The following is a 24,119-nucleotide window of genomic DNA, read 5'->3' on the forward strand; positions in this document are numbered from 1 at the left end:
GGCCTAATCTGGCACTGTGAGTGCGATTGATCTCTCAGCAGTGCCGCCTGAGTTCCTGCGGGCGCTGTCGGCTTTGCGCCAAGCGCAGTGCCGGAACGAACTGAAGCTGGAGGAAATCCCGGCTCCCTCGCGGTTGGCCCCGTTCGCCGTGGCCCTCGGCGCCGAGGTGACCGCCCAGCCCGGCCCCCGGCCGCTGCACGGACCCGTGGTCACTGAATTGCAGACCGCCGAGCCGCAGGAACTGGCCACCGGGCGGTTCATCCTGCTGTACGATCCGGAGGGCTCGCCGGTCTGGGACGGCACCTTCCGGATTGTCACCTATATCCGGGCCGAACTGGACGCGGATATGGGCAACGACACCATGCTCGGCTCGGTTGCGTGGGACTGGCTGGTGGAGGCCTTGGAGAACCACGGGGCCCCGTATCGCAACGCCGGGGGGACCGCCACCCGCATCCTGTCCGAGAGCTACGGCACGCTCAGCGGCCGGCAGGACTCGATCGACATCGAGCTGCGTGCTTCCTGGACGCCGGCCTCCGCCGACATCCGCTCCCACTTGGAGGCCTGGAGCGACATGGTCTGCACCTACGCCGGCCTGCCGCCGCTGCCGGACGGCGTGACCGCGCTGCCGAACCGCCGTCGGAATTAGGAACCGCATCAATGAACCGCCGAGCCCGTCGAAAACCGCCGTCGGGCCGGCAACACGAACGCTTCCGGCACCATATATTCGGCCCACCGCATAGGGCTGGCCTAAACTGAACGGATCATGAGCTCCTTGACTTCGGACGCGTCCGGGCACAACGGCCCAGACCAGAGCACTTCCAACGACGCCGCAGAACCCCAGGAGCAGGCTCCCCAGCTGATCCATCTCGAGGCGCCGCGCGAAGGCGTCCCCCTGGTCATCGCCACCGAGCCAGGACTGCAGCGGGCCGCCGCCGCCCTGGCCGCGGGAACCGGACCCGTCGCCATCGATGCCGAGCGGGCCTCCGGCTTCCGCTACGGGCAGCGGGCGTTCCTGGTCCAGTTGCGGCGCGAGGGAGCCGGTACCTGGCTGATCGACCCCGAGCCGTTCGGCGACCTGAAGCTGCTCAACGACTCGCTGCGCGGCGTCGAGTGGATCCTGCACGCCGCTACCCAAGACCTGCCGTGCCTGTCCGAACTGGGCATGTGGCCGGACAAACTCTTCGACACCGAACTGGCCGCCCGGCTCGCCGGGATGCCCCGCGTGGGCCTGGCCGCGGTGATCGAATCGCTGCTCGGCTTCACCCTGGCCAAGGAGCATTCCGCCGCAGACTGGTCCACGCGCCCCTTGCCCGAGCCCTGGCTTCGGTATGCCGCCCTCGACGTCGAGGTGCTGGTCGAACTCCGCGAGGCCCTGATCGCCAAGCTGGCGGACGCCGGCAAGCTCGACTACGCGCTGGAGGAGTTCGAGGCCGTCCGCACCGCACCGCCGTCGCCGCCGCGCGTCGATCCGTGGCGGCGCACCTCCGGTTTGCACCAGATCCGCGACCGCCGGCAGCTGGCCGCCGTGCGCGAACTCTGGACCGAACGCGAAGCCTTGGCCGCCAAGCGCGACGTCGCACCGGGAAGACTGATTCCGGACTCCGCCGTCGTCGCCGCCGCCAAGGCCATGCCCGCCACCGTCCCGCAACTGCTTGAGACCCACGGTTTCCACGGACGGGCCGCCCAACGGGAGGCCCCGCGCTGGCTGCGCTGCATTGCCATTGCCATTGCCCGAAACCACACGGAACTGCCGCCGCTGCACCTGCCCACCAATGCTCCCCCGCCGCCGCGTTCCTGGGCGGACAAGGACCCGGCCGCCGCGGCCCGGCTGCAAACCGTCCGGCCCCGCTTGGCCACCCTGGCCGAGCAGCTGGACATGCCGGTGGAGAACCTGCTCACCCCCGACTACCTTCGCCGCACCGCGTGGCGTCCGCCGGAGCCCATCACGGAACAGACTGTGGACGCCGCCCTGGAAGAGCTCGGCGCCCGGCCCTGGCAGCGCAAGCTCACCGCCGGCCTGCTGGCCGATGCCTACGCCAACCCGGAGCCGCTGGCAGTGAAGGAACGCGAGGAGAAACCCCAAGACACCAACGACGACGGTGCCCGCACCTCGGTGCGGCGGCGGGCTTCCGCCGGTACCGCCGCCGGTGCCGTCGCGCCGTCAGCGTCCACCGGTGCCGCCGGGACTTCAGCCTCTGCCGGCGCAACTGCCGGCACGATCCGACGCCGTCGGCGCGAAAGGCGTTCCCCCGCCTGACCCGGCCCGCTGGCTGGACGCGAGCGTCCTCGTTTCCGCGGATCTCCGAGCCGCTATGCCAAACTGTGCACATGGTGGTCCAGAACTTCCGCAGCCGGCGGCACCGGTGCCGTCCAGGCAGCGGACGGTACGCACCAGCACATGATCGGCGTCGTCGTCGGCAGGCGGTCGGGTATGCGGGGTGACCTCGTCCTCGCCCTCCCGCGGACCCATTGTCAAGGCGTCGCGAACCTCAACCCAACCCGCCGGGGTCTTCCAGGTCGTGCAGAGGACGTTAGAGCCGGGCTCATACGCCTGGGCTGCCGGGTGGTTGATCCCGAACGGGCCTAGCCTGAAGTAACCGGCTCCGCGATCGAGCAGGGTGCCGAACACGCTGGGTAAGTCGAAACGCGGGACGCAGAGCCAGCCGACGCCTCCATCGGGCGCGATGAGGGCGCCCGTGTGGCAGTTCGATAGGAAGGCATAGTCCGCGATCGGCGGGAACGGGGAGGGCGCAGCAGCGCTCTGCTCGGTGGCCTGCCGCGGAGTGTCGGAACTCATGACGCCACCCAGAGCCGGTGCCAACCGACGTAGTCGGCGGTCAGTTCATCTGCAGCCTGATAATCAGGAATGTCGCTTCCGCATTCTGGTCCGCCCTCGCGCTGAAGAAACTGACTATTCCAACTGGCATGCGCGGGTATTCATGGGCCGGGAGTAGGCAATTTCCGCCGTTGCCATAAGCCCTCCTAACAGGTTGCCCTTTCGAAAGTTCGGACCGTGTCGGCCGAACGCCTGTTAGATACGTGGCGCGTTTCGCCGGGAGGTTTTTGCTGCTGCGATGTATTGGGTGTAGGCGGCGGCCGAGTCAGTGGCATGGCGTTCGATGGTAGCCGGGGAGTAGCCGAGCGCGTCGGCAATGATGGCCACGGGCGCGAGTTTGGTGAGTTCGTGGAGCGTTCCGAGCCGTGCCGCCCGGGTGCTGAATAGTCTGCGGAGTCGCGCTGTCAGGTGACCCGGGTCGATGTGTCGTCCTGGCGATGTTCCGCGGAATACCCAGTTGGTGCTCGGGTGTGAGGCGGTTAGGTTGTGGCCGGGATTCTCGGCGAGTTCCCGCCACGGCAGGTCCAGCGGATCCTGCAGTGCGATCTGGATTGTCCCGAGCCGGATGGTGACCAGGCCTTCGGTGATGGTCACGTCGTCCCAGGTCAGCCGCGCGATGTTTTCGGCCTGTTGTCCGAAGACGAGGATGAGGATCGCGGCGGCCCGGTCCCGTACGTCGAGTCCGTCCAGTTGGAGCACCTTGTTCAGCGCGTCGTCCTGTCCTGTCTTGTCGAGTTTGGGACTGGTTCCGCGGCGGTGCGGGAGGATGGCGAGACGTGCCGGAGCGGCTTTGGTTTTGATGGCCCATTTGAGGAAGCGCTCGGCGATGCGCCGGGTTGTTGGCCCTTCTGCTTGCCATACGTCCAGGTGGGATTGTTGCAGCTCGGGCAGTTTGATGCCGTGGCCGGTGAGCCAGTTGAGGAGGTCGATGGCCACGGTGACTTCCTGTTTGGCACGCAGGAAGGTTCCCCGGCTGACTTCGTCCATGTGGTTCATCCGTCGTTGGTGGTGCCAGCGGATGTAGCGGCGGATCACTTCACGGTTCTGCAGGTCACTCACGCGTTCGAGGGCTTGCGCTGCCCAGTTGTCGTAGCGCATCCGGAGTTCGTCCCGTCGGGGGAGCACCCCGTGTTCTGTGAGGAGCCCGCGGACGTATTCGCGGGTGCGTGAGTCGGGTAATTGGTCGAAGGTTTCGTGGGTGATCTGTGGTGCGACCGCGAGGTTTCGGAGGAATGCTGTGACGTGATTTTGGCGGATCCAGGTCAGGCCGCTGTTGGCCCGTTTCATCGACTTCAGCGCCGCCGCCAGCGGGATCAGATCGTTGGCCATGGTTCCCGTGGCCGGGTCGGTGAGCAGGCCATCTACGGCATGGCCGAGGACGCAGGTCCAGCAGCGACCGCCGCTGTGAAGTTCGTCCTCGGCTCCGCAGGCCAAGCAGTCGACGTTGAGCCGTATGCCCGAGCATCGACGGCACGCGGGTTGGGTGTCGATGAGGCCGGGCAGGACGCCTTCGTGTCCGCAGGCGCAGATGCCGCGGGTGCGTTTGGCCTGCTGGTAGCAGTAGCCGCAGACTCCGCCCTCGGGCCACCGTGTGACGGTTTGGTGGTGCTGGCCGCAGCGGTTGCAGGGGACCGGCCAGCGGATCGGGTCCTCCGGCTTGCGGGGCCTACTCACCGTCCTCGGGGGTGACGAGGCGGATGCGTTTGGCGATCGGATTACCGGGTTGGATGCCCAGGTCTTCGCTGCGCTGCGGTGCGTTTGCCGTCGCGGCGGCGCGCAGCTCGACGAAGGGTTCGAACAGGTCGTTGGGGGCAGTCCAGGATGTCGCAAAGGGCCGCGAACGTCCTGGCCGGAATGCGTTCCGGCGTGGCCGTGACCAACCGGTAGACCTGGCTCTCGGACAGGTTGATTCCGCGGGATTTCAGCAGCGGCATCAGTTCGGTGGTCTTCCAGAGGTTGCGCTTGGCCATGAGGGCACGTAGGTTCCAGCGGTAGCCGATCCGGCGCTGTTCAGGCATCTGGGTCCTCCAAGGTGGTGATGCGGCGTGCGATCATTTGTTGCACGGTTTTCTGCTTGAAGTCCGACGATACCGTTGTGTAGAGGCCGGTGGTCGAGGCGTACGAGTGGCCGACCTGAGTCTGCACGAAGGCCGGGTCGTAGCCGGCTTCGATCAGGTGGGTCACGTAGGAGTGTCTGAGGCAGTGCAGCCCCAGTTCCTTGGGCAATCCAACGGCGTCGCGTGCTGCTGCGAAGGCATCGCCGAAGCTGCCAAGTGACATCCGGGCGCCCCGCTCGCTGGGCCAGAGCGCCGATGACCGGTCAGCTGTTGGGAACCGTGTCCGCATCCCGCCGGTCCAGGTGTGCAGTTGATCCACGACCCAGTCGAACTCCGGCACGGTCAGAACAGTCCGCCGCCTGGGCCCGGAACCTGCCGTGCCTTTGGCCCATCGCACCTGGACGGCACCGAAGCGGCCATAGTCAGTGACGTGGGGATTGGGGCCGAAGTCCTCCAGATCCAGCATCGTCATCTCCCGGCGGCGAAGCCCATAGGCATAACAGACTTTGAACGCCACCGAATCACGGAACAGCGGCAGCCAGCGCTTGCTGCCGGCCGCGTACTCACGGTCGACGAGATCGTCGATGTGATCGAAGAGCCGTTGCAGCTCAACCTTGGTGAATGCCCGCCGCTGCGCCGGCACGGCGTCATCGGTCGTGTGCCGGGGCGTGTTCCATTCAAAGCAGATCTGGCTCGGAATATCGCCAAAAGTGCGTTCGCAGAACTCGCCCCACCCATAGCCAGGATGCGTCAGGTAGGAGCAGAACATCGCCACGGCATTGCTGTATGAGCGCAGCGTCTTGAGGCTGATCGGCTTGTCACCGGAACGCAGTCCGGCCAGGAAATCATCTATGTCCACCGGACGCCATTGCCACGGAAACTCACCTGTGAATTCCTGGAACCGCGCCAGCAGCTGGCAGCGCTGCTTGATGGTCTGCGTCGTGAGCCCACGGGCCAGCATCTGCGCGCGCCATCCATCCAGCATGGCGGTGAAAACACGCTCGTCGGCTCTGAACAGCCCGACACCCGGATCCACCAGCATCCGCGGGAGGAAACCCGGAACGGCACCACTCACTGCAACCCCTAAACCATGGAAACATGCATTAGATGCAGGAAACCTCCAGTGGCAAGGGATCCAGGAGCAAATTCAGGCCGAGCATCCCAATGCGGTCGTTGCAGCAACTGCTCGTCTGGCCTGCGGAAACACCGAAGTAGCCGTGGAACGGGAGTTCTCGCAGCTACTTCTACTCCCGTACTTTTAACGCCGATAACAGCGCATATGTCGAAGGAGCGGACCAAGACGGGCCGGCCCTTCGGGGAATCAAGGACCAGGGCCCCAAGCGCGTCCCGGTTGTCCGGTTGTCACGGCCCTGGATTTCAAGCCGGAGCGCTTCAAGCCGGAATTCGGTTTCGTGGGTCGGCCCTCCCAGCTGGGACGGTTTCACGTTCCACCTATCGCGCCGCCCGGGCGTAGAACGTCAGCAGTTCATGGTCGCCGAGGCTGCTGACGCCCCGGGGAAATCTATCGACGGGCACCAGATGACGAGAGGGCCTCATTGCTGCCTGATTTGTTCGTTGTGCGTCCATTCCGCAGCTTCTAAGACCACCAAGGTCAGCTCCTTGGTTTTCATATAGCTTTGACGCTGTCGGTCTGCCCCTGAACCATTGCGCAAGATCGAGGTGATCACACTTTCGACCAAGGCCGCTTCCTGCCATTCGACTAAGACCGGACCTATATGATCCAGCAGTTCCGCGACGACATCACCCGCGGAGGAGGGCCTGCCGGTGAGCGGGTTGACCAGCATCCCGCCGACTCCTGACCTGCTGGCCTGCCAGGACCAGGTGCGAAGCTGCAGAACAGGTACTAGAGGTGGTTCGATCCCTGACCGCCATTCTCGGGAAGCGGTCTCCACAAGTGCCCGGATGATCGCGGCGAGTACGGCGGCATGCGTGGGGTCCAGGCAGACGTCTGCGATTCGGACTTCAATGGTCGGGAAGCGCGTGGACAGCCGGGCGTCGAAGTAGACCATCCCGTCGTCCAGGAGCACTCCCGTTTCCAGCAGGGCTTGAACCTGTCGGTCGTACTCGTCCCGGCTACGGAAAATGTCGGTTGGCCCCGACGCCGGCCACCGGCACCAGACCTGGTAGCGGTAGCTGTTGTATCCGGTGTCAATTCCGTTCCAGAAAGGGGAATTGCTGGCCAGGGCCAGAATCACCGGCAGCCAGATCCGGATCCTGTCCAGGATCGCGATTCCCTCGTCCGGGGACCCCACGGCAACGTGCACGTGGAATCCGCAGGTGAGCTGTTCCTGAAGCGTCAGACCGAACCGCTCATTCATCTTCCGGAAACGCGGCGTGGACACCAGATGCGGGCGGACCGGGAAGGGGGAAGTTGCCAGTGCAACCGCCAACGCCCCGGCATCGCGGGCAGCTGACCGGGCCAGGGAGCGGCCGTGTCTGATCGTGTCTACCTGCCCTGCCAGGCTCTCTTGTGGCGGGCAGACGATCTCAATCTGCTCCTGCTGGACCTCGAGCGTGATCGCGAACCCGTCCGGTTGTCCGACTTCGGATTGTCGGCGTTCGTGCCCAAGGACTGTGTTTTCGGCAACGGCGAGGGGCTCACCGGTGTCGGCGCTGACCAGCAGCAGTTCTTCCTCCACGCCGAAAAGACGTACGTCGTGTTCTGGGCCAGTACGGCCGTTCTCGTCCAAGGTTTATGTGGCTTCCATGTGAGCGCGGTTGATAACTTCCGGGTTGTTGCCGGTGTCAAAGCTGGTTCCGCTGGGCAGACTTGAGCGTCGAGGGGCCCCGGCTCCCTGCGCACCGCAATCGTGTTCGTGTTGCATAAACACCAATGGCTCTCCTACTGTCGCGGGGCCGGCGAGGACTTGGTGTGGTCTCGACGGTAGAGCTTCCCTCTTGAGCCAGAGGGCTATTTCTCAGTCCGTCGGATCACTCAACCGGATGTGTTCATTATTGGGGCCGGAAGTGGACAAGGCCTCACCCCTGGAGGATGAAGCCCGGAGGTGGGGCAAATCGGCTTGGCCACCCCCGAGGCGCTAGATGATTCCGCGGGCCGCAGCAATCTTGAGGACATCCCGCCGGCTTGCCGCGCCGAGCTTTCTATAGATCGATCGCTGGTGCGTTTTGACGGTGTTCACCGATATGAACAGTGCCTTCGCGATGTCGGCCGCCGTCATCATTGAGCGCATGTAGGCGAGGACTTCCAGTTCACGCTCGGTGAGACGCCGGTGCAGGAACGTCGTCAGGTTTCATCAGCACGTTCCGGGACCATCAGTACTCTACCGCTGCGGCCGCGTAGCAGTCCCGTTCCGGGCCGGTCTTGGTCTTGTCCAGGAGGGTGCGGATATGGCCTCAGGGCAATTGCGCCACAGCTTGTGGCACATTTGCCTCGCTCCCCCAGGCCTCGGCCATGGTTCGCATATACTGCAGGTTTCGCTGGGAGAAGCCCTTCATGTCCGGAAACTCTGCCCGGAGGTCTTCGGCCAGCCGGGCGATGACGCCGCTGCCCCAGCCTTCGGCATCCTGGCGTTGCAGGATGTCCGGCCCGATCGACCAGTACAGCCCGATCAATTGGGAATTGACCGTGCGCACCGCTTGTGCCCGGGGTCCAGCGCACCCGCCCCTTCAGAACCTTCAGAAGATCCTGGTAATCATCGGGCAGGGCAATCTCACGGCCGGCCGTGGCCATCAATCTATATCTGGCCATACCCGCATCTTGTGCGAGGTCACCGATTCCGGATCGAGCTCCGGCCTGGACGTCCTGAACGTCCTGATCGGGCACAAGTTCCCGAAACCGCCGCCCGGTTCGCGGCCGGCGCCTCGAACAACAAGTACGGGCCGGATTCGTCCCCTCTACACCGCGGCCGACGCGCAGGAATGCACGTGCAGTCTATTCAGGTCCCCATCGGTCACAGTTGGCGCATGCGGAGCACCGAGCTGCCCCGCCAAATGTCCTGGCTGATGCAATGGACCGGGCTGGTGCCGTGGCAGCCGGCTGAGTAAGCAAAAGAACCAGCACGTTGGCGCCACCGCTAACTGCGCTCTGCGGCGTTCCCAGGCTTCGACTCCGCCGCCGGCGTCCCACCGGTCGCTGCCATGCGCCGCCGACGTCCCGGCACGGTCAGGACGGCCAGGCTGGCGATCACCAGAAGGATCCCGCTCCAGCCCTGCAGCGGCAGCCGTTCGCCCACCACCCATACCGCCAGCACCGCAGCCACCACCGGCTCCGCCAGGGAGAGGGTTGTGGCGGTGCTTGCGCGCACCCGCGCCAGGCCAAGCCCAAACAGCACGTAGCCGGCGAACATCGGCACCAGGGCCATATAGGCGCCTACGGCGGCGTTGCCCCACGATGCCAGCAGCGGCGCGCCCGTGGCCAGCAGCACCGGCATCAGCAGCAGCCCGCCGGCGCCGAACATCGCTCCCATGGCGGCACGGGCCGGCACGCCGCCGCCGATGATCCGGTGGGCGGCCCAGGAATAGAGGGCATACGTCAATCCCGCCAGCAGACCCAAGCCGATCCCGGCCAAGGTGCCGCCGCCTACTGAGCCCCCGGAAGCTCCGGCGGAATGGCCACCGCCTTGCGCCGCAGCGAAGCACAGCAGCGCGGTCCCGGAGAGCCCCAGCAGGGCGGCGCCACCCCAGCGCACGCTCAACCGATGCCGGTCGACGGCCCGCTCGATCAGGGCAGAAGCCAGCGGCGCCGAGCCGATACTCACCACCGTGCCCACGGCAACACCGGCCAGATGCATCGAACTGTAGAAGGCCAGCGGGTACACGGCGACCGCGATGGCACCAAGCAGCACCAATTTCCACTGACCCTGCAACTGAAGACGGGCGCGGCCCATCGGCCGCAGCGCGGTCAGCGCCTGGAGCAGCCCGCCCACACCCATCGCCACGGCGCCAATGGCGAGCGGACCGGCGTCGGGCGCAAACGTGGCCGCCGTTCCGGTGGTTCCCCACAGCACGGAAGCCGCCAGCACCAGGAGCGCGCCGGAAACCGCACCGGGATGCACCGGCGCCTGCCGGGGCTGCTGCTGTAGATCCATAGCTCCTCGCCGTTACTCCACTAGGGCCAGCCTATTTGCGGCACCTCCCACCGTCTCGACCAGCGGCCGCTTGCCGGGTAAGTTACCCACGGGTAACATGTGGCTGGTACTGTGTCCCGCATCTCATGGAGGTTCCAGTGAGCCCTACGTCCGCGCCCCGCGCCCTGCGTGATGTCGTCTTCGTCGACGGCGTGCGCACTCCGTTCGGCAAAGCGGGTGAGAAGGGCATCCACGCCGGCACCCGGGCCGACGACCTGGTGGTCAAATGCGTCCGTGAACTGCTGCGCCGCAACCCGTCGCTGCCGCCCGAGCGGATCGACGACGTAGCCATCGCCGCTACCACGCAGACCGGCGACCAAGGCATGACCATCGGCCGCACGGCGGCGCTGCTTGCCGGACTGCCCCGATCGGTGCCCGGTTTCGCGATCGACCGGATGTGCGCCGGCGCCATGACTGCGGTGACGACGACGGCCGGCGGCATCGCCTTCGGCGCGTACGACGTGGTGGTGGCCGGCGGCGTGGAGCATATGGGGAACCACCCGATGGGCCAGGGCGCGGACCCGAACCCTCGGTTTGCCAGCGAGCGCCTGGTGGACCCCGCCGCGCTGAACATGGGCAACACTGCGGAGAACCTGCACGACCGCTTTCCCGCCATCACCAAGGAACGCGCCGATGCCTACGCCGCGGCCAGCCAGGCCAAGCTCGCGGCGGCCTACCAGGACGGCAAGATCCAGCCCGATCTGGTGCCGGTCACCGGCCGAAAGCCCGGCGAGGGATGGTCGCTGCACAGCGCCGACGAGCCGCCGCGTCCGGGCACCACCCGCGAGGACCTGGCCGGGCTGCGCACCCCGTTCCGCGCACACGGCCGCGTCACCGCCGGCAATGCCGCCGGCCTGAACGACGGCGCCACGGCCTCGCTGCTGGCATCCGCGGAAGCCGCCGCGGAGCTGGGCCTGCCGGTAAAGATGCGCCTGGTCTCCTACGCCTTCGCCGGAGTGGAACCCGAGGTGATGGGCATCGGCCCGGTCCCCGCCACGGAGAAGGCCCTGAAGATGGCCGGCCTGGACATCGCGGACATCGGGCTGCTCGAGATTAACGAGGCCTTCGCGGTGCAGGTCCTCTCCTTCTTGGACCACTACGGCATTGCCGACGACGATCCCCGCGTCAACCGCTATGGCGGGGCCATCGCCGTCGGGCATCCGTTGGCCGCCTCCGGCGTGCGGCTGATGACCCAGTTGGCGCGCCAGTTCGAAGACGACCCGACGGTCCGTTACGGGCTGACCACCATGTGCATCGGGCTGGGCATGGGCGGGACCGTGATCTGGGAGAACCCGCGCCACGCAGACTACTCGGGCCGCAGCCCCCAGGGGGTTGCCGCAACCGCCGCCGTACCAGCCGCCGCATCCGCAGGAGAGGACCACGCATGACCGCCGCCGACTTCACCGCCTTGGCCGCCAAGTTCCCGGACGAGACCGTCACCCACTCCTATGTCCGGGACGTGGAGTTGCCCGGGGCCGGGACCTTGGCCCTGCTGACCCTGGACAACGATCTGGACCACCGCAAGCCCACCACGCTCGGGCCGAACACCCTGGTGGAACTGGGCACCGCGCTGGAGGGGCTCAAGGCCAGGGCCGCGGCCGGCGGGATCTCCGCCGTCGCCGTCACCGGCAAGCCCTACTACCTGGTGGCGGGCGCAGATCTGGGCAGCGTGGGAAAGCTCACCGACCCCGAGGACGGGCGGGCCATGGCCCGGCTGGGCCATGACGCCTACGCCACGCTGGCGTCGATGGGCGTGCCGACCTTCGCCTTCATCAACGGCGCGGCCATGGGCGGCGGGCTGGAGATAGCGCTGGCCGCCGACTACCGCACGGTCTCCGCCGGCGCCAACGGCATCTCGCTGCCGGAAGCCTTCCTGGGCCTGATCCCCGGCTGGGGCGGCGTCTACCGCCTGCCGCGGCTGATCGGCCCGGCCAACGCGGTCAAGGTCATGATCGAGAACCCGCTGAACAACAACAAGATCCTCAACGGCCCGGCCGCCCACCAACTCGGCATCGCCGACGCGCTGTTCGAACCGGCGGACTTCCTGGAACAGTCGCTGGCCTGGGCCGCCCGGATCCTGGGCGACGACGACGCCCGCCGGCAGGTGGCAGTCCGCCGCGCAGACAAATCAGCCGCCACGGAGGCGGACTGGGACCAGGCCATCGCCGCCGGACGCACGTTTGTGGAAGCCAAGACCGCCAACGCCGCGCCCGCGCCCGCCAAGGTGCTGGACGTGATGCAAGCCGGCCGGGGCAAGAGCCAGCAGCAATCCGCCGAGCTGGAAGTGGACGCGCTGGCGGAACTGATGCAAACCCCGCATTTCCGCGACACCGTCTACGCCTTCCTGGAGCTGGTGCAGAAGCGTTCCAAGCGTCCCGCCGGCGCGCCGGACCCGCAGCTGGCCCGGCCGGTCACCAAGGTGGGCGTGGTCGGCGCCGGCCTGATGGCCAGCCAGCTGGCCCTGCTGTTCGCACGCCAGCTGAAGGTACCCGTGGTCATGACCGACATCGACCAGGCCCGGGTGGACAAGGGCGTTGGCTACGTCCATGCCGAAGTGGACAAACTGCTGGCCAAAAAGCGCATCTCCGCGGATGCGGCCAACCGCACCAAGGCCCTGGTCACCGGTTCGGCCGCCAAGGCAGCCTTCGCGGACGCCGACTTCGTGATCGAGGCGGTGTTCGAGGAACTGTCCGTGAAGAAGCAGGTCTTCGCCGAGGTGGAGGCGGTGGTCTCCGAGAACTGCATCCTGGCCACCAACACCTCCTCGCTCTCCGTCACCGAGATGGCAGCGGACCTGCTGCATCCGGAACGGGTGGTCGGCTTCCACTTCTTCAACCCCGTCGCCGTCATGCCGCTGCTGGAAATCGTGCGCGCTCCAAAGACCAGCGACGAAGTCCTCTCCACCGCGTTCGTGCTGGGCAAGGCACTCAAGAAGACCACCGTGCTGGTTCAGGATGCGGCCGCCTTTGTGGTGAACCGCGTGCTACTGCGGCTGATGGGCGAGGTGGCGAATGCGTTCGACGAAGGCACCCCCGCCGACGTGGCCGACAACGCGCTGAAGCCGATGGGCCTGCCGATGACGCCGTTCACCCTGCTGGCCATGGTCGGCATCCCGGTGGCCCAGCATGTCACCGAGTCCCTGCATGCCGCGTTCGGTGAGCGGTTCCGGGTCTCCGCCAACCAACAGCGGCTCATCGACAGCGGCATCACGTCCCTGTGGGTGGCGGACGATGCCGGCCGGCAGGTGATCCCCGAGGCCACGCTGGCGCTGCTGGACTTCGGCGACTCCCCCAGCACCTCCGAGCAACTGCTCCGCCGCACCCAGGACGCACTGGCCGAGGAAATCGGGCTGATGCTGGACGAAGGCGTGGTCGCCGCGCCCCAGGACATCGACCTGTGCATGATCATGGGCGCCGGCTGGCCGCTGCATCTGGGCGGCATTACCCCCTACCTGGACCGGGTGGGAGCCTCCGAACGGGTCCTCGGCCGGAAGTTCCACCCTGCTGGGTAGGACAAGCCGGTGAGACGAGCCGGCGGGACGGGCCGCCGCGGCGCGCCGCCGTCGTCGTTGTTCTGACAGAGGACGACGACGGCGCGCAGCCGGGTGACGGTACACCTCGCCGCCGGCGGATAGCCAGCGGCGACGTGTACCGGCGTGTTTGGGTCAGGAGCGGGCCGGGCGCTGGATGGCCATGGCGCATCCCATCGAGACCAGTACGGCGATGACTGCCAGCAGCAGCATGCCGCCGAAGCCGCCGCCGGAGGACTCGATCAGCATGCCGCTGACCACCGGCCCGATGGCGAAGCCTGACCCGATCATCAGGTTGGTCGAGTTCATCACGTGACTGCCGCCGATGTCAGACAGGGACGCGAGCAGATACGGAAGGATGAAGGTCCACGCGAACTTGAAGACCAGGGCGGCGAGCGCGAACCGGATGAGTCCCGGAGCGCCGAACAGCAGCGCCACGCTGCCGCCCAGCCCCAAGTAACCGATCAGCAGGAACCATTTGCGCTTCGGGCTGTCCCCCAGGAAGGTCGCCACCAGCGGCGCCGCTATGCCCGGAATCGTGGCAATGGCCAGCACCAGGCTGGACGTCGAGAGATCGATGCCTGCGCCGCCCGAAATCTGCGCCATGAAGGACCACACACCGCTGAGGCCGATGTAGAAAGACAGCACGGCGGCCAGCCCGATCACGAATTTCACCTTTGAGCCTGCACGTGCGGGACTCTTCTCCGCAGCCGCGATGTCCGCTGCGGCCGGGACATTCGCTTCCGCTGGGGCACGGCGCAGCATGTCGCCGTCGATCATCCGCACCACGGGCAGGCAGCATGCCGTCAGGGCGGCCATCGTCCAGTAGATGGCGGAAACGTCTGCGTCGGCATACAAAACCGGGAACGCGAACAAAATGACCGCGCCCATCAGCAGTTGGAACACCACAAAGACGCCGAAACCCCGGCTGGGGTTGGCCGTCTTCCCGCTGAGGGTCAGGATGATGACGGTAATGGATCCGGCCGCCAGCGACGTAATCACGCGGGCGACTATCAAGAGCGCGAAACTGTCCAGGAAGCCGGAAGCCAGGTTGCCCGCAATGGCGATGGCGGCGCAAACGTAGGTGACGGTCCTCAGGTTCAGCCGGTTCAGCCACAGGTAGGCCGGCACCGTGGCGAGGCTGAAGGCGCCCAGCTCAAGCGAGAACAGCATGCCCAGCTCAGTGGGCATCAGGCCGAACTGCGCTATCAGCTTGCCGGCGATCACCGGGGCGATCAGCAGCACCATGTACAACACGGCGCTGAAAACGGCGATGTAGGTGTAGATTCCGCGGTCGGTGCCGGCGGCTGGGCGCGCGGAAGTCAGGGTAACGGACATCAGTGTCCTTTCGGATTGGATGAAAGAGCCGGTGGCTCCGGCCGGCAGGCCAAGCCGAAGCCACCAGGGTGAGTCGTGCGGTTTAGCGGGACGCAGGGGTCAGGTGTTGGCCTTTTCCGCTTCCGTCGGAGCGGATTCAGGGGCAGCGGCGTCGTAGACCTTGCCTCCGGCAAACCAGGTCTGCCGTGCGCTGATGTAGCGCACTTCATCCACCGGTACGTCATGGGGGTTGTCCGTCAGCACGATGAAATCGGCGGACTTCCCCGGCACCAGCGAGCCGGTGACATCATCAAGGCCCATCGCCTCGGCGCTGGCCGTGGTGTAGATGCGGACGGCCTCATCCAAGGTGATGGCTTGCTCTTTCCACAGCGTCCCTGGAAATTGGCCGGTAGGATCCTGCCTGGTCACCAGACCGTAAATGCCTTCCCACGCGTTCGGCGAGACGCTGACCGGCCAGTCCGAACCGCCGGCGATCCGGGCACCAGCGTCAAGCAGGCTTCTGTTCGGCTGCATCTGCGACGCGCGCTCCGCGGGCAGCACCGCAGCGATCGCCTCTGAGATCACCCCGGGGAACCACAGCGATGGCGAGATATCGGCGGTAACGTCCAACTGCGCGAAGCGGCCGATATCGTCCGGATGCACGAACTGTCCGTGCGCGATGTGGTATTTCGGCTCGGTGTAGCCCGCGGCCCGAACCTTTTCAACCGTGTCCAGGACCAGCCGGACCGAGGCGTCGCCGGTGCAGTGGATCTTGGCGGAGATTCCCCGGGCGGCCGTGCTCATCAGCCATTCCTCCAACTCCGCCGGATCCATGGTGGTCCCGCCGCAGTGGCACTCCGGAAAACCTGCCACCGGCAGATAAGGCTCGATGAAGGCTGCCGTGCCGGCCGGCGGAACGCCGTCGAGGAAAATCTTGATGAAATCCGGCCGGTGATGGCGCGAACGCGTCTCTTCGCGGTGGGCAATGATTCCTTCACCCAAGGGCTGGGTGCCGAAAATAAAATCGTTGGCTTGCATGGAGGAAACCGCCCAGGCGTGCAGCTCGCCGTCGTCATCAAGTTGTTTGAGGGCACGCATGAGCGGGAGGGACGCAGCCGCGTCTTGGAACCCCGTGACCCCATAGGAATGCAGGATCTCAATACCGCGCGCCGCCGCCTGGGCCATCTGCCCTGTGCTCACCGGCTGCAGGCTGGCCAGTGTCTGCTCCACGATCACCCCACCGGCCTCGATCAATACCCCGGTGGCGGCCCCGGACTCATCACGCAAAATCTGCCCGCCGGCGGGATCGGGCGTGGCTGCCCCGATGCCGGCCAGCTCCAAGGCCCGCGAATTTGCCCACCGGTTGTGCTTCGAGTCGTCTTTGAGCAGGGCAGGACGGCCGCCGGTTGCCGCATCCAGGCGTGCCAGCGCGTCCGCCGAGTTCATTTCGTTCATCAAGCCGGATCCCCAGCTACCACCGACAACCCATTCGTCGGGTTGGAGCCCGGCAGCGTAGGCGGCAATCGCTGCCAGGAAGCCGTCCAGGTCAAGAGTGGGAGGCGCGTCCAGTTCAAACAGATCCATCTGACCGGCGATCATGTGGTGGTTATGGACGTCCATCAGGCCCGGCATCACGAAGGCGCCGTCCAGGTCGACGGTGAGCGTCTCGGGCCCGCGCAGTTCCTCGGCCCGCTCACCTAGCGCTTGGATGAGCCCGCCCCGGACCGCCATGGCCGTGGTGCGGGGCGTTTCCGGATCGAGGGTCTCGATGATGCCGTTGAACAGCACCACATCAGCAAACTCTTCGGCCATGTACCGCTCCTCATTGTTGAATCGTTTAGTTGGTCGAGCATCAGAGTATGGGTGACCGGGTCCATTCGACTTGACTCTCAGAGCATGACGTTTGATTTCTACGGCAGGAGAATTACAGGGCTGGAACTTGAATTCCAGCTGAGCAGCGAATCGGCTTGTGAACTTTCCTGCCGCCGTGGGCGTCTTTATGGATGACGGCGGGGTACGCCGGGGCCGAGGCGTCTCCACACACTGCCCTGTTTTCGGGCACAGCCCGCTCTCCACGGAACATCCCGCCGTCACCAATCAGTATCCGGCCAGCTGCGTTGGGGAAGGTCAGCCCATGATTCTCGATGTCAGTCCAACCAGACGCTCGCTGCTAGGTGTTTCCGCGGCGGCTTGCTCCGCCTGCGTCCTGGCAGCCTGCGCCCCATCGACAGGGGGCAGCGGCCAGTCCGCAACCGGGGACAGCGGCCAATCCGGAGGGCCTGAGGCGCCGGATGCTTCCGGCGGCACACCGGTGCAGGTCCTGAAGCTCGCGGATGTTGCTGTCGGGGACAGCGCCGGTGGCGAGGCCAACGGAAACAAAGTGCTGGTCTACCGCCCGGATGAGGAAACGGTGGAGGCCTTCAGCGCCATCTGCACGCATCAGGGCTGCACGGTGGCGCCGGCGGGTGCCGAGTTCCATTGCCCCTGCCATGGCTCTGTTTACCGTGCCCAGGATGGCACGGTGCTGGACGGACCAGCACCGAAACCGCTGCAACGCTTTGCCGCCGCCATCGCCGGCGACTGGATCACCGTCACCGTGTAAATGCCGCATTCCTCCATCGACTCCTGCGGTTCCGTTAGAAACTTCCAAGGAACATCCGGAACAATAATGGACATGACTTCCTCCCCGCCGTCACGCCGAACCATTCTGACCGTCACTACGGCCGCGGGTACCGTGGGCGCGCTGACGGCCTGCTCGCCGTTCCAGGACTTCACCGGCGCGCAAGGCGCTCCCGCTGCGCCCGTCGCCACCGACGGAACGCCGACCCGCGTCGGCAAGCTCAGCGACGTACCGGTTGGCGGCAGCGCCAACGGTGAGGCCGCTGGGCAGAAGATACTCGTCTATCGTCCCGATGAGACGACGGTGCTTGCCTACAGCGCGGCGTGCACCCACCAAGGCTGCGCCGTGAACGCCACCGACAGTGAATTCGTCTGCCCGTGCCACAACTCCACCTTCGCGCTCGACGACGGCACGGTTACCGGTGGTCCTGCACCGGCGCCGCTCCCCCGTTTCGCTGCTGCCATCGACGGCGACTGGATCACCGTCACCGTCTGAATCCCTTAGTGCCCCTTGAACGCCTCGGCCAGCCACCAGGAGCCGCCGTCGGAGGCGATCTTGGCGTCGATGACCAAGGGACGGGCGGGCGAGGACGCCAGCCATGCGGACACGCCGGCGAGGTCTTCCAGTGTCCTGACCGTGATTCCGTCGGCGCCGAAGCCGCGGGCAATCGCGGCGATGTCGGTGTCGGGGAAGGTGACCGTTGACAGGTCGACGGAAGCACCGCCGTCGTTGTTGCCGAAGTGGTGCACCTCGGCACTGTAGGCGGCGTCGTTGTACACGACCACCACCAGCGGCAGGCCGAGCCGCACAGCGGTCTCCAGCTCCGCGATTGACATCAGGAAGCCGCCGTCGCCGGTGCCGAGGACCGGCAGCCTGTCCGGCCGGGCCAAGGCGGCGCCGATCGAGGTGGCCAGTCCCAGGCCGATGGACTGGAAAGCCTGGGTGAAGCAGAAACCGAACTCGTCGGGCACCTCCAGGTACTGGCTGGGGTAGCCCATGAAGTTGCCTGAATCGACGGAAACGATGCGGTCGGACGGCAGCAGTTGATCCAGCCGGCCGGTCAGCAGCCGCGGGTCGATCCGGTCCTCGGTGGACAGGTCATCGACGGTAACATCCTGCCAGCGGACGCCGGCCCGGATGCGCTCCCGGACCGGCCCGGTCCGGTACTTGGCGGCAGCGGGGCCACGTCCGCGAAGGATGTCCAGCACCGCGTCGGCCGTCTGCCCGCTGTCCCCCAAGACGCCGAGATCCACCGGCCGGTTGGCTCCGAGCGCGGAGTCCTCCACGTCCACCTGCGCCACCTTGGCGCCGGGACCGATCAAGGCTCCCTGTCGCATGGTCCACATGTTCAGTGTGCAGCCGAAACCAACAATGAGGTCCGCTTCCGAGATCAGCTCCGCCGCCACCGGGGAAGAGAAGCCGCCGGAAATGCCAAGCGAGAACGGCTCGCCGTTGAACAGGCCCTTGGCCACGGCGGACGTGGCCACCAATGCGCCTGCATGGGATGCCAGCGCCCGCAGCTGGTCGCCGGCTTCGCGCGCACCGCGGCCGGCCACGAAGACCGGCCGTTCGGCGGCGGCGATCAGGTCGGCGAGGGCTTCGGCGGCGGCCGGCCCCGGCCGGACCGGCTGCGCTGCGGAGACCGTTGCGGCCGGACCGTTCTCCGCGGTTGCAGGTGCCGGCTGGGCCTGCACGTCCAGCGGCAGGTTCAGCACCACGGTGCGGCGTTCGTTCACGGCCGTGCGGTAGGCCCGGGCGGTGTCTGCGGCGGCGCTGGCCGCCGAGTGCACCCGCTCGGACACTGCGCCCACGCTGCGGGCGAAGCCCGGCTGGTCCATGGCGAAGTTGGAACGGACCGCTGAACCGGCGGTTTCGGCAGCCAGCACCAGCATTGGCGTCCGGGATTTGGCCGCCTCGCCGATGCCGGTGGCGGCGTTGGTCAGGCCGCATCCTTGGTGCACGGAAACGATTCCGAGCCTGCCGGACATCCTGGAGTACGCGTCCGCCATGGTGGCCGCCCCGCCTTCATGCCGGCTGGCGGTGAACGGCACACCGGCGGCCTTCAGCGCATTCGTGACCGCGAAATTGCCGCTCCCCACCACGCCGAAGGCGTGTCCGGCGCCGAGCCCGGCCAAGGTCTGGCCGACTAGTTCGGCGATGCTGCGGGGCGCGTGCATGCGGGCACTCTCTTTCAGGATGCGTGAAGCTTTCAGGATGCGTGACGCTGACGGCGGAACGTGGGCTGGCCGAAACGCGGAACGGCCTGCCTTTAGCGCTCGACCATGGCGAAGATCCGGGCGGGGCTGCCCGTGCCGCCGACGATCGGCAGCGGCGCCACCACGATCACCGCGCCGGTAGTGGGCAGCTGCGTCAGGTTCTGCAGCGACGTGATGCCGTACTTGTTGTTGCCCATCAGGTAGTGGTGCATCGGGAAGATCGGCTCCAGCGCACCGGCGTTGCCCGCATCGATGCCGACCGTCTCCACGCCGACACCGGAAATCTTCGTCTCCTCGGCCAGCCACCGCGCGCACTCAACGGTGAACCCCGGGGTGTGGGAACCGGCGTCGTCCGCGTTGAGGAACTTCTCCTGGTCCTGGGCATACGCGTCCCAGCCGGTGCGGAACAGCACCCACGCGTTATCCGGGATGGGGCCGTGCTGCTCTTCCCACACCCGGACGTGGTGGACGTCCAGCAGAAAGTCAGGGTCCGCGGCTGCTTCGGCGGAGAAATCAAGCACGACGGCGGGGCCCACCAACCGCTGCAACGGCAACTGGGCGACGTCGTCACCCTCGCGGCCGGTGGCCCAGTGGATGGGCGCATCGATGTGCGTGCCGATGTGCTCGCCGGTGTGGATGTTCTGGTGCTTCCACATCGGGCCGCGGTCGTCATACGCCGCGATCTCCTCGAGGCTGAAGTCGATCAGGTTTGCGAACGGGTCCGGCAGCCGCAGGGTGGGCGTCCGGGCGGAGAGCTTGTTGGTCAGGTCGATCAACTCGATCCGCCCGGTGGACAGGGAGGCGAGCAAGTCGGTCAGTTGGCTCATGGGCTTCACTTTCGTCACGGCAGACAACCAACACACAGGCGCTGCCTGAGTGTGGGGAACGGTAGGTCATGCAACGGTAGGTCGGCGCCCGCGACTTTGCGGCCGCCCGTAGCATCCATCTTGCCCTCCCGGGGCGGCCGGTGCTTGTGTTACGCCCGTCATCCCGCGGCAGGCGTAACACAAGCAGACATCAGAATGCCCGGCTCCGACCCAGTGCTCCAGCGGCTCCTGCCGACCTGGATGTTGACCTCGATGTTAGAACAGGGCTGCCTTGGGCACTGTGGGGAAGATCCTGTCCAGCTCGGCGAGGTCTTCGTCCGTGGGCTGCCAGTGGGCCGATTCGGCGTTCTGCCGGATCTGCTCCGGTTTGGTGGCACCGGCGATCACCGACGCCACGGAGGGACGGGAGGCGAGCCAAGAGAATGCCACCTCGATCTCCTGCAGCCCGCGATCGGCGGCAAAGCGTGAGAACGCGCCCAACTGCTCCCAGTCGGCGTCCTTGAGCAGGTTGCTGCGCGAGTGCGTCAGCCGGCTGCCCTCCGGTGCCTTCCCGTCCTTGTACTTGCCCGTCAACAGACCGTTGGCCAGCGGGAAGTACGGCAGCACGCCCAGCCCATACGCTTCGGCAGCGGGTGTGACTTCGAGTTCCGCACGGCGGTCCAACAGGTTGTAATGGTTCTGGCTGGAGATGAAGGGCGTGTATCCGTCCATGCGGGCCGTGAATTCGGCCTCGGCGATCTGCCAGCCGGCCCGGTTGGAATGGCCGATGTAACGGACCTTGCCGGCGCGGACCAAGTCGTCCAATGCGGACAGCGTTTCCTCGATCGGCGTCAGCGGGTCCGGCGTATGGAACTGGTAGAGGTCGATCCAGTCCGTGCCCAGCCGGCGCAGCGACGCTTCGGCGGCCTTGACGATGTAGCGCCGTGAGCCGCGTGCGCCGAAGTCCTCGCCGTTGCCACCGTGCATGTCCATGCCGAATTTGGTGGCCACCACCACGTGATCGCGGCGGGCGCCGAGCGCCTTGCCCAGGAACTCCTCGCTCAGCCCGGGGGTCTTCCCATAGGTGTCCGCGAGATCGAAAAGCGTCACGCCGGCGTCGAGCGCGGCCTTGACTACGGCGTCCGTGCCCTCCTGGGTTTCGGTGGGCGTGTTCGAGCGGCCCAGGTTGTTGCAGCCGAGCCCCACGGCGGAGACGGTCAGTCCGGACTTGCCCAGACGGCGGTATTCCATCGATACATCCTTCTCGATTGAGGTGCGTGGACCGCCTCAAATCCTACCCGGGGAGACCGCCGGCCAGTGATTTTAGGCACGTCACGCAGGCGCCGTCGGCGTTGCCGCTTCTGCCTTTAGGTACCGCTGCACATATGATCGAAACCATGGCCAAAGTTCTGACTTCCCTTCCCGTCGGCGAACGCGTCGGCATCGCCTTCTCTGGTGGACTTGATACGTCCGTCGCGGTTGCGTGGATGCGCGACGGCGGAGCCGTGCCCTGCACCTACACGGCCGACCTCGGCCAGTACGACGAGCCCGACATTGACGCGGTGCCCAGCCGCGCCGCCGAATACGGCGCTGACATCTCCCGCCTGGTGGACTGCAAGCCGGCATTGGTGGAGGAAGGCTTGGCCGCGCTGGCCTGCGGCGCCTTCCACATCCGCAGCGGTGGACGCTCCTACTTCAACACCACCCCGCTGGGCCGTGCCGTGACCGGCACGCTGCTGGTGCGGGCGATGCGCGAAGACGGGGTGGACATCTGGGGCGACGGCTCCACCTACAAGGGCAACGACATCGAGCGCTTCTACCGCTACGGCCTGCTGGCCCACCCGCGGCTGCGCATCTACAAGCCGTGGCTGGACCCGCACTTCGTCTCCGAACTGGGTGGCCGCCAGGAGATGTCCGAGTGGCTGACCGCGCACAACTTCCCGTACCGCGACTCCGCCGAAAAGGCGTACAGCACCGACGCCAACATCTGGGGTGCCACGCACGAGGCCAAGACCTTGGAGCACCTGGGCACCAGCCTGGAGGCAGTCGAGCCGATCATGGGCGTGGCCTTCTGGCGCGAGGATGTCGAGATCGCCACTGAAGACGTTTCGATTCGCTTCGAGGCCGGCCGTCCGGTGGCCATCAACGGCGCCGAATTCGCCGACGCCGTCGCCTTGGTCAACGAGGCCAACGTCATCGGTGGCCGGCACGGTCTGGGCATGTCCGACCAGATCGAGAACCGGATTATCGAGGCCAAGTCGCGCGGCATCTATGAAGCGCCGGGCATGGCGCTGCTGCACATCGCCTACGAGCGGCTGCTCAATGCCATCCACAACGAAGACACCGTGGCGAACTACCATGCGGAAGGCCGCCGCCTGGGCCGCCTGATGTACGAAGGCCGCTGGCTGGACCCGCAGTCGTTGATGCTGCGCGAGTCGCTGCAGAAGTGGGTCGGCTCTGCCGTCACCGGCGAGGTCACCCTGCGCCTGCGCCGCGGCGAGGACTACACCATCCTGGACACCACCGGCCCGGCGCTGAGCTACCACCCGGACAAACTGTCCATGGAGCGCGTTGGCGACGCCGCCTTCGGACCGCTGGACCGGATCGGCCAGCTGACCATGCGCAACCTGGACATCGCCGACTCCCGCGCCCGGCTGGAGCAGTACGCCGCGCTGGGGCTGGTGGGCGGCCCCACCGCCGAACTGGTCGGCGCGCTGGAAGCCGGCGGGGCAACGGAGATCGCGGACACCGCCGTGCTGGACGCGGCCGGCCGGGCAGCCGACGAGGCGCTGGACCGCGCAGCGTTCGACGCCGGAACCGACTGATCTGTCCGGTCCCGACCGCTGGACCGCAGCCTCGGCCCGGTGCCCCTTTCCAGGGGCGCCGGGCCTCCGCTTTCTGTGGGCAGCACCGGGTCCAGGGAAGGGCAGCCTGTGAAAGAGTGATGGGGTGGCCTTCACCCGGACAGAACTGCTCAGGTACCAGGACGCGCTCGTCCCCGACCTTCTGGGCCCGGGCCTGCGCCTGCTGTTCGTGGGCATTAATCCCGGCCTGTGGTCGGCTGCCACCGGCTCGCATTTCGCCCGGCCCGGCAACCGGTTCTATCCTGCCCTTGCCGCCGCCGGCATCACCGACCATCTGATCCGCGCCGGCGGCGGGATGGCGCAGGAGGACCGCGAGCATCTGATCGCCCGCGGCGTGGGCATCACCAATATTGTCCCGCGGGCCACGACCAGGGCGGACGAATTGGCGCCCGACGAACTGCAGGCTGGTGCCCGGCGGCTCGAGGAGACGATCGAAGCGCTCGGTCCGCGGGTGGTGGCGGTGGCGGGAATCAGTGCCTACCGGGTGGGCTTTGGGCGGCCGAAGGCGCAATTGGGCCGCCAGCCGGAACGGATTGGTGGAGCCGAGCTCTGGGCGGTGCCGAATCCGAGCGGTCTCAATGCGCACCACAACGTGGCCAGTCTGGCCGCGGTTTACCGCCAGGCGGCCCTTGCTGCGGGCATTGTTCCGGCCGAGCCGGAGTAGCGCCGCCGGTCTGGGCAGCAGGGCCACCGGCAGGACGGCCCGGCGTTGCGCGGGTCGTACCCCGCAGGGATCAAGCCGTCTGCCGCGCCAGCGTCGGCGTCA

At 66.8% G+C, this 24,119-nt stretch carries 21 protein-coding genes; 8 read left to right on the forward strand and 13 right to left on the reverse strand.

The window, feature by feature from the left end; genetic code table 11:
• Nucleotides 1-16: 16 nt before the first annotated feature.
• Together MNQ99_RS11510 and MNQ99_RS11515 are read left to right on the forward strand one after the other, a co-directional pair.
• Nucleotides 17-646: a DUF3000 domain-containing protein gene (locus MNQ99_RS11510; protein ID WP_241913037.1), complete on the forward strand. Its 630-nt coding sequence runs from the start codon at nt 17-19 to the stop codon at nt 644-646.
• Nucleotides 647-763: 117 nt separating this feature from the next.
• The gene (locus tag MNQ99_RS11515) at nt 764-2,257 is read left to right on the forward strand and encodes an HRDC domain-containing protein (RefSeq protein WP_241913038.1); all 1,494 of its coding nucleotides are present in this window, start codon (nt 764-766) and stop codon (nt 2,255-2,257) included.
• Here the strand turns inward: MNQ99_RS11515 and MNQ99_RS19215 are convergent.
• The 8 genes from MNQ99_RS19215 to MNQ99_RS11545 form a co-directional block, all read right to left on the reverse strand.
• On the reverse strand, nt 2,189-2,797 hold the full coding sequence (locus tag MNQ99_RS19215; RefSeq protein ID WP_422387449.1) for a trehalase-like domain-containing protein: 609 nt from the start codon (nt 2,795-2,797) through the stop codon (nt 2,189-2,191). The genes MNQ99_RS11515 and MNQ99_RS19215 overlap by 69 nt on opposite strands.
• 234 nt (nt 2,798-3,031) lie before the next feature.
• The gene (locus MNQ99_RS11520; protein WP_241913039.1) at nt 3,032-4,510 is read right to left on the reverse strand and encodes a site-specific integrase; all 1,479 of its coding nucleotides are present in this window, start codon (nt 4,508-4,510) and stop codon (nt 3,032-3,034) included.
• A 41-nt stretch (nt 4,511-4,551) separates the two neighbouring features.
• Complete coding sequence (locus MNQ99_RS11525) at nt 4,552-4,854, reverse strand: helix-turn-helix domain-containing protein (RefSeq protein ID WP_241913040.1); 303 nt, start codon at nt 4,852-4,854, stop codon at nt 4,552-4,554.
• Nucleotides 4,847-5,935, reverse strand: coding sequence for a tyrosine-type recombinase/integrase (locus MNQ99_RS11530; protein ID WP_241913041.1), 1,089 nt, complete (start codon nt 5,933-5,935; stop codon nt 4,847-4,849). The genes MNQ99_RS11525 and MNQ99_RS11530 overlap by 8 nt, the downstream gene beginning before the upstream one ends.
• Nucleotides 5,936-6,446: 511 nt before the next feature.
• Nucleotides 6,447-7,604, reverse strand: coding sequence for a glutamate--cysteine ligase (locus MNQ99_RS11535; RefSeq protein WP_241913042.1), 1,158 nt, complete (start codon nt 7,602-7,604; stop codon nt 6,447-6,449).
• A 348-nt stretch (nt 7,605-7,952) separates the two neighbouring features.
• Nucleotides 7,953-8,162: a response regulator transcription factor gene (locus tag MNQ99_RS19220; RefSeq protein WP_422387534.1), complete on the reverse strand. Its 210-nt coding sequence runs from the start codon at nt 8,160-8,162 to the stop codon at nt 7,953-7,955.
• 106 nt (nt 8,163-8,268) lie between these two features.
• The gene (locus MNQ99_RS11540) at nt 8,269-8,508 is read right to left on the reverse strand and encodes a DUF1016 N-terminal domain-containing protein (RefSeq protein WP_241913043.1); all 240 of its coding nucleotides are present in this window, start codon (nt 8,506-8,508) and stop codon (nt 8,269-8,271) included.
• Between the two features lie 440 nt (nt 8,509-8,948).
• A complete protein-coding gene (locus MNQ99_RS11545) occupies nt 8,949-9,962 on the reverse strand; it encodes a DMT family transporter (RefSeq protein ID WP_241913044.1) in 1,014 nt (337 codons plus the stop codon).
• A 137-nt stretch (nt 9,963-10,099) separates the two neighbouring features.
• On the opposite strand from MNQ99_RS11545, the gene MNQ99_RS11550 reads away from it, so the two are divergent.
• Together MNQ99_RS11550 and MNQ99_RS11555 are read left to right on the forward strand one after the other, a co-directional pair.
• Nucleotides 10,100-11,389 carry a thiolase family protein gene (locus MNQ99_RS11550; RefSeq protein ID WP_422387450.1) on the forward strand — a complete coding sequence of 430 codons (1,290 nt, stop codon included), beginning with the start codon at nt 10,100-10,102 and terminating at the stop codon, nt 11,387-11,389.
• The gene (locus MNQ99_RS11555; RefSeq protein WP_241913046.1) at nt 11,386-13,512 is read left to right on the forward strand and encodes a 3-hydroxyacyl-CoA dehydrogenase NAD-binding domain-containing protein; all 2,127 of its coding nucleotides are present in this window, start codon (nt 11,386-11,388) and stop codon (nt 13,510-13,512) included. The genes MNQ99_RS11550 and MNQ99_RS11555 overlap by 4 nt, the downstream gene beginning before the upstream one ends.
• Nucleotides 13,513-13,665: 153 nt before the next feature.
• Here MNQ99_RS11555 and MNQ99_RS11560 read toward each other — a convergent pair whose 3' ends face one another.
• Together MNQ99_RS11560 and MNQ99_RS11565 are read right to left on the reverse strand one after the other, a co-directional pair.
• A complete protein-coding gene (locus tag MNQ99_RS11560; RefSeq protein ID WP_241913047.1) occupies nt 13,666-14,868 on the reverse strand; it encodes an MFS transporter in 1,203 nt (400 codons plus the stop codon).
• Between the two features lie 99 nt (nt 14,869-14,967).
• Nucleotides 14,968-16,659 (reverse strand): amidohydrolase, encoded by a 1,692-nt coding sequence (locus tag MNQ99_RS11565; RefSeq protein WP_241913048.1) that lies wholly within the window; start codon nt 16,657-16,659, stop codon nt 14,968-14,970.
• A 322-nt stretch (nt 16,660-16,981) separates the two neighbouring features.
• On the opposite strand from MNQ99_RS11565, the gene MNQ99_RS11570 reads away from it, so the two are divergent.
• The gene (locus tag MNQ99_RS11570) at nt 16,982-17,449 is read left to right on the forward strand and encodes a QcrA and Rieske domain-containing protein (RefSeq protein ID WP_241913049.1); all 468 of its coding nucleotides are present in this window, start codon (nt 16,982-16,984) and stop codon (nt 17,447-17,449) included.
• Between the two features lie 72 nt (nt 17,450-17,521).
• Nucleotides 17,522-17,962 carry a QcrA and Rieske domain-containing protein gene (locus MNQ99_RS11575; RefSeq protein WP_241913050.1) on the forward strand — a complete coding sequence of 147 codons (441 nt, stop codon included), beginning with the start codon at nt 17,522-17,524 and terminating at the stop codon, nt 17,960-17,962.
• A gap of 5 nt (nt 17,963-17,967) precedes the next feature.
• Here MNQ99_RS11575 and MNQ99_RS11580 read toward each other — a convergent pair whose 3' ends face one another.
• The 3 genes from MNQ99_RS11580 to MNQ99_RS11590 all read right to left on the reverse strand — a co-directional run bounded on the left by MNQ99_RS11580 (nt 17,968) and on the right by MNQ99_RS11590 (nt 21,740).
• A complete protein-coding gene (locus tag MNQ99_RS11580; RefSeq protein ID WP_241913051.1) occupies nt 17,968-19,644 on the reverse strand; it encodes a thiamine pyrophosphate-binding protein in 1,677 nt (558 codons plus the stop codon).
• 92 nt (nt 19,645-19,736) lie between these two features.
• The gene (locus tag MNQ99_RS11585) at nt 19,737-20,510 is read right to left on the reverse strand and encodes a cyclase family protein (RefSeq protein ID WP_241913052.1); all 774 of its coding nucleotides are present in this window, start codon (nt 20,508-20,510) and stop codon (nt 19,737-19,739) included.
• Between the two features lie 255 nt (nt 20,511-20,765).
• Nucleotides 20,766-21,740 carry an aldo/keto reductase gene (locus tag MNQ99_RS11590; protein WP_241913053.1) on the reverse strand — a complete coding sequence of 325 codons (975 nt, stop codon included), beginning with the start codon at nt 21,738-21,740 and terminating at the stop codon, nt 20,766-20,768.
• A 146-nt stretch (nt 21,741-21,886) separates the two neighbouring features.
• Here MNQ99_RS11590 and argG point away from each other — a divergent pair, with 146 nt between their 5' ends.
• Both argG and MNQ99_RS11600 read left to right on the forward strand, forming a co-directional pair.
• A complete protein-coding gene (gene argG / locus MNQ99_RS11595; RefSeq protein WP_241913054.1) occupies nt 21,887-23,314 on the forward strand; it encodes an argininosuccinate synthase in 1,428 nt (475 codons plus the stop codon).
• A gap of 124 nt (nt 23,315-23,438) precedes the next feature.
• A complete protein-coding gene (locus tag MNQ99_RS11600; RefSeq protein ID WP_127515336.1) occupies nt 23,439-24,017 on the forward strand; it encodes a mismatch-specific DNA-glycosylase in 579 nt (192 codons plus the stop codon).
• Nucleotides 24,018-24,119: the final 102 nt, after the last annotated feature.

This window comes from Arthrobacter sulfonylureivorans (assembly GCF_022637435.1).
GTDB classification, from domain to species: domain Bacteria; phylum Actinomycetota; class Actinomycetes; order Actinomycetales; family Micrococcaceae; genus Crystallibacter; species Crystallibacter sulfonylureivorans.